Genomic DNA, 8,841 nt, shown 5'->3' with positions numbered 1-8,841 from the left:
GGCGCCCACTTCACTAGGAAGCTGGCTCATCAGTTTGGCGTGTTCCGCCGTGCTGGTAGGGGCGCATTATAGGGAGCCGCGCCGGGATGACAAGGGCTTTTTGCAAAAATGCGTTCGTTTGCTGAAAAAGCGAACTGAACGCCCCAAAACAACCCCTTGGCATCTCTTTTACGCCGCTTTTTTGCTCAATTCTTCGCTTTGTGCCCGGATATAGTTGACCCAGCTGGTTGCCCTCTGCTGCCAGTTATCCTGTTGCTGCAGCTCACGGGCCAGTTCCAGCGCCTGGGCATACTGCTCCTTATTAAGGTGTGCCTGCACCAGCAACGCTTTGGCACGATTGCCTTGCTCGCCCTTCACCGACTTGATGGCGGCGAGCTGGGTCATGGCAGCATCTGTCTTGCCCTGTTGCAGCAGCAGTTCGGCGGCGCGCATGGCCGCTTTGGGCTGACCATGCTGGTTGGCCAGCTGTTGCCAGCTATCAACCGCTTGTGACCACTCCCGGGCACCTTCCCACAATTGGGCAAGCAGTTGGCGGTTTTCAGCACTTTGCTTCATCTGTCCCTTGGCCATGGCCGCTTCCAGCAGACGGGCACCACGATAAGGCAGCCCTTGCCAGGCATAGAGGCGGATCAGCTGATTGCGGGCTGACGCATCATCCATCAGTTTTCTGTCGATAGCTGTTTGCAACAGAGCCAATGCCTGATCGCCGCGTTTGGCGGAGAGGTTTAGCGATACCGCCTGCTGCCACCATTTGCTCTCTGTCGGCTCGTGACGGATCAGCTCGGCCGCCTGATCGGCAGCCACGCCATAACGTTGCTGAGCGGTGAGGGCGGAGAGACGAATAATGGCGGCCTGCTTCTGCCAACCCTTCTTTAACAACTGTTCGCTCTGGCTGGCGGCGTCACCGTACTGCTTGTTGTGGTAATAGAGGCCGGCCAGACGCAGGCGCAGTGCATCGTCTTGCTTGAGTGCCAGTGCCGCCTTGTAGCTGGCGATGGCACCAGACCAGTTGGATTGCTGGGCCTGAATATCGCCGCGCAGTCGCAACAGCTGGAGCTGTTGCTGCTCGGGCCACTCTTTATAGGCAAGGGCCTGTTCGACGTAGCGGCTCGCCTGGGCGGTCTGTTGCAGGTTGGCCGCCAGTGAGGCTTGCAACTGCGCCAGCCAGGCACGCTCGGCATCGCTATTTGGCTTGAGGCCGGATGCCTTGCTCTGGGCTTGTTGCCACTGACCGGACTGATAGAGCTTCATCACGGGTTCAAGCTGACGGGAGAAGTGGGGGCTGACCTCCATCGCCAGACAGGCTTGGCCGACCAGGGCAAGCAGACAGATCCAGATCCGCAACATAGTTATGACTCCAGTTTGAATTTGAGCGTGATGACTTGCACCAGCTTGTCGGTGGCGCCCGGTCTCGGCTGATAGCGCCACTTGTTGATCGCCTGAATGGCCGCTCGCTCGAACTGACGCTTGGGCTTGGCCTCGACCACTTCCACATCCTGCACGCCACCTTCCGCATTCACGCTAAAGCGCAGAGTGACGAAACCTTCGATCCCTGACTGTTGGGCACGATAGGGGTAGACCGGCTCAATCCGTTGCAACGGCATCAGCATGTCACCTGCGCCGATACCCGCTCCCTGCTGCTGGCCGTGGTAGTTGCCACTCAATACCGGTGCGGTACTGGTCGCCACACCGGGGGCATATACCTGCACCGCGCTGAGGCTGGAGACCAGATCCAGACTCGGCTCAACGGCCGCCAAGGGGGCCGCGGCAGGCATCGGCAACGGTGTCGATGCCAATGCCGCGGGAGGCTCTGGCAGAGGCTCGGGCTCCTGCGGCACCGGACGCTCGCGCACCTGCACCTCGGTCACCTCGTTCTGCATATTGATGACGATGGGCTTCTGTTCGCTCGCCACCTTCTCGCCCCGGGGCGGTTCAACCAGCGTGGCCATAAACAGCAGGATGCCCAGACTGAGGGCGACCCCCAGCCCCAGGCTCATCAGCTTGTATTTCATTTCGGCGCCACCGCCACGGCGATATTGGCGATACCCGCCGCCTTGGCCTCATCCATCACCCGCACCACCTTGCCGTGGGGCACCCGCTCGTCGGCCTGGATCACCAGGCTGGCATCGGGCTGCTCCGCCAGCAGACGGGCGATGGTGGCCTGTACCCGCTCCACATCGATCTGCTTGCGGTCGAGGAAGATCTGACCCTGAGCCCCGATCGCCAGCATGATGCTGGAAGATTTCTGCGCCTTGGCCTGACTGGCCTGGGGTCTGTGTACCTCGAGCCCGGCTTCGCGCACGAAGGAGGTGGTGACAATAAAGAAGATCAGCATGATGAACACGATATCCAGCATGGGGGTCATGTCGATCTGCACTTCGTCACGCTGGCGTTTGGATTGCCGTCTCATTGCATTACCTTCTCTTCTCGCAGGCCGTCCCGGGTCTTGGCCAGCGCACGCTTGGCCTGACTCTCGAGCCGACTGAGTAACAACACGCCGGAGAGCGCCACCACCATGCCTGCCATGGTGGGGATGGTGGCGCGGGAGATCCCGCCCGCCATGCTCTCCGGGTTAAAGCGGTTGGCCGCGGCCAACGCATCGAATACGCCGATCATGCCGGTCACAGTGCCCAGCAACCCCAGCATGGGGCAGAGCACCACCAGGGTGCGGATGAAGATCAGATGACGGTTCAGTTCCAGCTCCGCCTGCGCCAGCCAGCGACTGCGGATCGCCCGGGCGTGCCAGCTGTGGCGCTCGCTGCGAGCCTGCCAGCGGCCGAGCAGTTGTTGCTGCAACGGGCCGAAGCCCAGATTGAGGTAGAGCAGCCGCTCGATCATCAAAATCCACATCAGCACCAGCAGGGTCAGAATGACCCAGAGCACCGGGCCGCCACGGCCCATGAAACTCTGCAGCTGTTGCCAGATGTCGAGCATCATGCTGCTCGCTCCATCCCGCCGTTATTACTCTCGGCGCGCTCGGCCAGAATGCCGGCTACCTGCTGCTCCAGTACATTGGAGAGCTCGGTGAAGCGCGATTGCAGCAGGCTGTGGGCCAGGATCAGCGGAATGGCCGCCACCAGACCCTGTACCGTGGTGACCAGTGCCATGGAGATACCGCCCGCCATGATCTTGGGATCGCCGGTACCAAACTGGGTGATGGCCTGGAAGGTGCCGATCATCCCGGTCACGGTACCGAGCAGACCCAGCATGGGGGCGATGGCCGCGATCACCTTGACCATACCGATGCCGCGCTCCATGCGAGGAGTCTCCTGCAGGATCGCCTCATCAAGACGCAGCTCGAGGGTCTCCATGCTCAGCTCGGGGTGTTTGTCTGCCACCGTCAGCACCCGGCCGAGGGCGTTGTCGGCGTGATACTCGCCGCTCTTGAGCTGGCGGCGCACCCGACCCAGTTCGCGGGAGAGGCTCCACAGCCGTACCGCAGCGATACCCAAACCGATGGCGGCCAACAGCACGATTATGGCGCCGACCTGACCACCTTGTTGTACCTGCTGCCAGAAGGTGGGCGCCTGTGCCAGCATCGCCAGCAGAGTGCCATGCGAAGGATCCAGCGGCAGCGCTTCCTCTTCCTGACCCTGATAAGCCGCAACGGCAGAGAGCACGCTACCGGGCAGACCCAGTACCGGGCTCAAGCCTTCGGCGGTCGGTTGCAGGAAGCCTTCGCTCCCCAGCAGGGCAAAACTGCCAACCCGGGTCAGCGACTGCTCGCTGGCAGCCCCCTGGGCATCGAGCACCTTGCCGTTGAACTGGGCAATCCGGCCAGATTCGCGGATCTCCTGCAGCAGCGTGGCGGGCAGCAGGGCGAGAGCGGCGCGATCCGGCACCTGTTTATCCTGTGCCATGGCTTTCAGCGGGGCGAGACGCTCCGGGTACTGGCCCTCGACGGCGGATTCGCTCAGCAGCTTGACCGCATCGCTGGCGCCCTGACGGGTGACCGCGAAGATCTCGTTCATGTCGCCGGAGGCTTGCTCCCACTGGGCGTTAAGCTCGACCAGCTGCTTCTCGTTGCTGGCGAACTTGCCGGCCAGCGCCTTGCTCAAGCGCTGGGCCTCGGCCAGTCTGGCGCGGGCAGTGCCGAGCTCCTTGGCAACGGTCGCCAGATCTTGTTGAGCCTGCTGTTCGCGAGCCTGTTCCTGCTGCTGCCACTCATCGGCGACAGCGGCGTTGGCACCGCAGGAGAGGGCAATAAGGAGGGGGAACCACTTCATGGTGACTCTCATGATTGGGCCTCCTGACTGCGGCTGACAGAGAGGGGGACATTGAGCAACTGGGGAACTTTCTTGTCGGCGGCCACATCCATCGCCTCGGCGATGGGGGAGAGCCACTGGCTATCGAGGGCTTGCCACTGCTTCGCCTCGGCAGACCAGCGCCATGCCTGACTGCGATCGGCCGTCATCGCCAGCAGGGAAACCCGACCCAGCGCCAGCACATCAACCCGACGCGGTGCACCATCCAGCTCCAGCTCGGCGGAATAGCTGTCCATCCGGCTGCCGTACTCGGCTTCAATCTGATAGGCCTGCAGCAGCTGACGGAATTTCTCTGCCTCGCTCACGTCTGCGCGAGCCAGGGTCGCTTTCAACTGTTCAACCCGCGCCAGACGATCTTCCTTGCGCAGCGGGATGTCGTTTTGCACCAGCTGTTCCAGATCTGCCTGCATCTGCAGCATCAGCGGGATCAAGCCCTGACGGGTCTCTTGCACCGCTTCAAGCTGCTGGCTCAATTTACCCAGCTCATTTTGCTGATCGGCCACCAGAGATTGCATGTAGCGGTTGTAGGCTTCGAGGTCACGCAGTTGCAGCTGGGCGTTTTGCAGCTCCAGTCGTGCGGCAACGGCGGCATCGGCGGCTTTTTCCACTCGCTGCTGGGAGGCTTTCCCGGCAGCTATGCTGTTCTTGAGGGCGGGAGCAACCAGCTCATCCCCGATGGCAGCAAAGTGGACTGACAGTGGCAGCAGGGCCACACCCCATAATTTGTTCATTGAAATACATCTTACTAATGATAACTATTATCATTATCTCAAATGCGGGGCGGACTGGCAACGAGAGGATTTTCTTGGCCTTTATGCACAAAAACAGGATAATTTTTAGACACGCACGGAATAAGTGGCGCCAATAGCCACCGCACAAATATAAATAACGAGAAAAAATCTTTTCGATCAGTGTGATAGAGATCGAAAAAGGAGAAAGTCATGCTCAACGATGCGATCTGGGAACATATCGACAAGTTCACCAAGGCAACAAAAACCAGCGATATCCAGCAACAACTGGAACGCTTCAGTCATCAAATGGGCTTTGATTACTTCCGGCTGTTGATTATTTTCCCCATCAGCATGCAGAAATCCCACGTGGCACTATTCAACAACTGTCCGACCAGCTGGTTTGACGCCTACAGCGAAAACCAGTATCTGACCCAGGATCCGGTGGTCTATCTGGGGCTGAAACAGACCCAGCCTATCTTCTGGAACAAACTCGACTGCGACTCGCCCTGGCTGCCCAGCGCCAGCCGCGATGTGATGAATCTGGCTGCCGATTTCGGGGTGCGCAACGGCGTATCCTTCCCGCTCCACACCCCGCAGGGGGAGCACGGTATCCTCTCATTCATCACCAAGGAGAAGTCCAACTCTGATCTGATGTTTGAAAACGTTCCCTTGCTGTCATTCTGCGCCAGCTACATCTTCAACTCCGCGCTGCAACTGATAAAAAGCCGGCCTGACCTGATGAAGTACCTGACCGAACTGTCGGATCGGGAGAAGGAGTGCCTGTTCTGGGCCAGCGAGGGCAAGACCTCCTGGGAGATCGCCACCATCCTCGGCATCAGTGAGCGGACGGTTAACTTCCATCTGACCCAGGTGACCAACAAAACCGACTCGAAGAACCGCAGTCAGGCCATCGCCAAAGGGATCACCAGCGGCATCATAGTGCCCTCCCTCGACGAGGTCACCATTACCAACCTGCGGCTGTCGTAACCCTCTGCAGCAACAAAAAGAGCCGCAATTGCGGCTCTTTTTCATTTCAGAAAGTGACTGATCAGAGAGTGACTTACTCGACGGTCACCGATTTTGCCAGGTTGCGCGGCTGGTCGACGTCAGTGCCCTTGATCAGGGCGACGTGGTAGGAGAGCAGCTGCAGCGGCACGGTATAGACGATGGGGGCGATCACCTCTTCCACATGGTTGAGGTTCATGACCCGCATGGTCTCGTCGCTCTTGAAGCCGGTGTCGGCATCGGCGAACACGTAGAGGATACCGCCACGGGCACGCACCTCTTCCACGTTGGACTTGAGCTTCTCCAACAGATCGTTGTTCGGCGCCACCACTATGATGGGCATCTCGGCATCGATCAGCGCCAGCGGGCCATGCTTCAGCTCGCCAGCGGCGTAGGCTTCGGCGTGGATGTAGGAGATCTCTTTGAGCTTGAGCGCCCCCTCCATGGCGATGGGGTACTGGCTGCCACGACCGAGGAACAGGCTGTGCTGCTTGTCGGCAAACTCTTCGGCCAGGGTTTCGATATCCTTGGCCAGCGCCAGGCTCTCTTTAATACGCAGCGGCAAGGCTTGCAGCGCCTTGACCAGTTCGGCCTCGGCGGACGCGCTAAGGTGGCCACGGCAGTGACCGACCGAGGCCACCAGCATCAGCAGGCCAGCCAACTGGGTGGTGAACGCCTTGGTGGAGGCCACACCAATCTCTGCCCCCGCGCGGGTCATAAAGGCCAGATCCGATTCACGCACCAGCGAGGAGCCCGGCACGTTGCAGATAGCCAGCGAGCTCATGTAGCCGGATTCCTTGGCCAGACGCAGCGCCGCCAGGGTATCGGCGGTCTCGCCACTCTGGGAGAGGGTCACCAGCAGGCTGTTGGGACGCACCACGGATTTGCGGTAGCGGAATTCGGAGGCGATCTCCACGTCGCAGGAGACGCCGGCGATCTCTTCAAACCAGTAACGGGCAACCATGCCGGAGTGGTAGGAGGTGCCGCAAGCGACGATCTGTACGTGCTCCACCTTTTCGAAGATGGCGCGCGCGCCGTTGCCGAACGATTCGACCACCACGTGATCGCTGCCCAGACGCCCTTCCAGGGTGTTGGTGATCGCTTTGGGTTGCTCGTGGATCTCTTTGAGCATGTAGTGACGGTATTCACCCTTGTCACCGGCATCGTGGGAGAGTTCGGACTCCTGCTCTTCACGCACCACGGCGTTGCCGTTGGTATCGAAGATATGCACGTCACGGCGGGTCACTTCGGCCACATCACCCTCTTCCAGGAAGATGAAACGACGGGTCACCGGCAGCAGCGCCATCTGGTCGGAGGCGATAAAGTTCTCGCCGATACCGCGGCCGATCACCAGCGGTGAACCGGAGCGGGCAACCACCACTCGGCTGTCGTCGCGGCTGTCCATCACCACGGTACCGTAGGCACCGCGCAGCTGCTTCACCGCAGTCTGCATGGCGGCCAGCAGGCTGCCGGCGCTCTTCAGCTCGTGATGGACCAGATGGGCAATCACTTCGGTGTCAGTGTCGGAGCTGAACACATAGCCCAGCGCCTTCAACTCTTCCCGCAGCTCTTCGTGGTTCTCGATGATGCCGTTGTGCACCACCACGATATGCTCGGAAACGTGAGGGTGAGCGTTGCGCTCGGAGGGCTCGCCGTGAGTGGCCCAGCGGGTATGGGCAATACCGGTACCGCCGTGGACGGACTGCTCGTCGAGCGCCTTGGCCAGCTCAGCCACCTTGCCCAGACGGCGAACCCGCTGCAACGGCTGGTTGGCGCTGAACACGGCCACACCGGCTGAGTCATAACCGCGGTACTCCAGACGGCGCAGGCCCTCTACCAGAATTTCAGCCACATCACGTTGGGCGACAGCCCCGACGATGCCACACATACACTTCTCCTTGAGATGCAAATCGTAAAGTCAGTTCGATGGTTCAGAGCTCGATGTCAGCAAGTGACCGGGGCGCAGATAAGCGTCACCCCCTGGGCTTGAATCTGTTCTCTGGCCTCGCTGGCCAGCCCCTCGTCGGTCACCAGGGTATGGATGCTCGACCAAGGAAGTTCGAGATTGGGGATCTTGCGGCCGATCTTTTCCGATTCGACCATCACAATGACCTCCCGCGATACCTCGGCCATGACCCGCGACAGGCCCACCAGCTCGTTGAAGGTGGTGGTGCCACGTTCCGGGTCGATACCGTCGGCACCGATAAAGAGCTGGTCGAAGTCGTAGGAGCGCAGCACCTGTTCCGCCACCTGCCCCTGGAAGGATTCGGAGTGAGGGTCCCAAGTGCCACCGGTCATTAACAGGGTAGGCTCATTTTCCAGCTCGCGCAGGGCTCCGGCCACATTGAGGGAATTGGTCATCACGATGAGGCCGCGCTTGTTGCCCAGCATGGGGATCATGGCGCTGGTGGTGCTGCCGCTGTCGATGATGACGCGGTTGTGATCACGCAGCCGCTCGGCCGCCGCACGGGCAATGGCTAACTTTCGGTTCGAAACTTGTTCAGGGTTGACCTCGACCACCATCTCGCTCGGCAAAGGGACAGCACCACCGTAACGGCGCAGCAGCAGACCGCCGGTCTCCAGTACCGCCAGATCTTTACGGATGGTCACTTCGGAGGTAGAAAAGTGTTTGGCGAGGGCGTCGACGCTCACTTCACCCTGCTCTTGTACCAGGGTCACTATGGTGTGTCGGCGTTGTTGAGTATTACGTTTGGTCATCTTTAAGTTTCGATTCGAAAGAACATCGAAATATTAGCCCCTTTTTCGGAAAAATAAAACAGCAAATAGGATCCGATTTGGTTCGATGCCAGAATGGGGTGCCAATTTGCGACGAGGATGCC

At 60.2% G+C, this 8,841-nt stretch carries 9 protein-coding genes; 1 reads left to right on the top strand and 8 read right to left on the bottom strand.

Translation table 11 applies throughout. The features are described from left to right. Window positions 1-168: 168 nt before the first annotated feature. From G5179_RS11530 to G5179_RS11505, 6 genes are read right to left on the bottom strand one after another with little or no spacing between them, the layout of a single operon-like run. On the bottom strand, window positions 169-1,347 hold the full coding sequence (locus G5179_RS11530; protein WP_421258398.1) for a hypothetical protein: 1,179 nt from the start codon (window positions 1,345-1,347) through the stop codon (window positions 169-171). 2 nt (window positions 1,348-1,349) lie between these two features. Continuing rightward, window positions 1,350-2,012 carry an energy transducer TonB gene (locus tag G5179_RS11525; RefSeq protein ID WP_021230422.1) on the bottom strand — a complete coding sequence of 221 codons (663 nt, stop codon included), beginning with the start codon at window positions 2,010-2,012 and terminating at the stop codon, window positions 1,350-1,352. Next, entirely contained in the window at window positions 2,009-2,410 is a 402-nt protein-coding gene (locus tag G5179_RS11520) for an ExbD/TolR family protein (protein WP_005339369.1), read from the bottom strand. Before G5179_RS11520 ends, G5179_RS11525 begins: the two co-directional genes overlap by 4 nt. Continuing rightward, a complete protein-coding gene (locus G5179_RS11515; protein WP_421258397.1) occupies window positions 2,407-2,937 on the bottom strand; it encodes a MotA/TolQ/ExbB proton channel family protein in 531 nt (176 codons plus the stop codon). The genes G5179_RS11520 and G5179_RS11515 overlap by 4 nt, the downstream gene beginning before the upstream one ends. Next, complete coding sequence (locus tag G5179_RS11510) at window positions 2,934-4,238, bottom strand: MotA/TolQ/ExbB proton channel family protein (RefSeq protein WP_421258396.1); 1,305 nt, start codon at window positions 4,236-4,238, stop codon at window positions 2,934-2,936. The genes G5179_RS11515 and G5179_RS11510 overlap by 4 nt, the downstream gene beginning before the upstream one ends. After that, window positions 4,235-4,996: a DUF3450 domain-containing protein gene (locus tag G5179_RS11505; protein ID WP_005357258.1), complete on the bottom strand. Its 762-nt coding sequence runs from the start codon at window positions 4,994-4,996 to the stop codon at window positions 4,235-4,237. The genes G5179_RS11510 and G5179_RS11505 overlap by 4 nt, the downstream gene beginning before the upstream one ends. A 210-nt stretch (window positions 4,997-5,206) precedes the next feature. On the opposite strand from G5179_RS11505, the gene G5179_RS11500 reads away from it, so the two are divergent. Beyond that, entirely contained in the window at window positions 5,207-5,983 is a 777-nt protein-coding gene (locus G5179_RS11500) for a helix-turn-helix transcriptional regulator (protein WP_216952456.1), read from the top strand. 73 nt (window positions 5,984-6,056) lie between these two features. Here the strand turns inward: G5179_RS11500 and glmS are convergent, their stop codons facing one another. Both glmS and G5179_RS11490 read right to left on the bottom strand, forming a co-directional pair. Further along, window positions 6,057-7,889 (bottom strand): glutamine--fructose-6-phosphate transaminase (isomerizing), encoded by a 1,833-nt coding sequence (gene glmS, locus G5179_RS11495; protein WP_219296853.1) that lies wholly within the window; start codon window positions 7,887-7,889, stop codon window positions 6,057-6,059. Between the two features lie 56 nt (window positions 7,890-7,945). Then, window positions 7,946-8,719, bottom strand: a complete 774-nt coding sequence (locus G5179_RS11490) for a DeoR/GlpR family DNA-binding transcription regulator (protein WP_005355851.1) — start codon at window positions 8,717-8,719, stop codon at window positions 7,946-7,948. Window positions 8,720-8,841: the final 122 nt, after the last annotated feature.

Source organism: Aeromonas sp. 600886, assembly GCF_049174935.1.
GTDB classification, from domain to species: Bacteria; Pseudomonadota; Gammaproteobacteria; order Enterobacterales; family Aeromonadaceae; genus Aeromonas; species Aeromonas veronii_A.
This window is presented reverse-complemented; position numbering and strand designations above follow the sequence as displayed.

Excerpts from the sequence above, each read along its gene's own strand:
- G5179_RS11530 (WP_421258398.1), bottom strand. The coding sequence starts at position 1,347 with ATGTTGCGGATCTGGATCTGTCTGCTTGCCCTGGTCGGCCAAGCCTGT.
- G5179_RS11525 (WP_021230422.1), bottom strand. The coding sequence starts at position 2,012 with ATGAAATACAAGCTGATGAGCCTGGGGCTGGGGGTCGCCCTCAGTCTG.
- G5179_RS11520 (WP_005339369.1), bottom strand. The coding sequence starts at position 2,410 with ATGAGACGGCAATCCAAACGCCAGCGTGACGAAGTGCAGATCGACATG.
- G5179_RS11515 (WP_421258397.1), bottom strand. The coding sequence starts at position 2,937 with ATGATGCTCGACATCTGGCAACAGCTGCAGAGTTTCATGGGCCGTGGC.
- G5179_RS11510 (WP_421258396.1), bottom strand. The coding sequence starts at position 4,238 with ATGAGAGTCACCATGAAGTGGTTCCCCCTCCTTATTGCCCTCTCCTGC.
- G5179_RS11505 (WP_005357258.1), bottom strand. The coding sequence starts at position 4,996 with ATGAACAAATTATGGGGTGTGGCCCTGCTGCCACTGTCAGTCCACTTT.
- G5179_RS11500 (WP_216952456.1), top strand. The coding sequence starts at position 5,207 with ATGCTCAACGATGCGATCTGGGAACATATCGACAAGTTCACCAAGGCA.
- glmS (WP_219296853.1), bottom strand. The coding sequence starts at position 7,889 with ATGTGTGGCATCGTCGGGGCTGTCGCCCAACGTGATGTGGCTGAAATT.
- G5179_RS11490 (WP_005355851.1), bottom strand. The coding sequence starts at position 8,719 with ATGACCAAACGTAATACTCAACAACGCCGACACACCATAGTGACCCTG.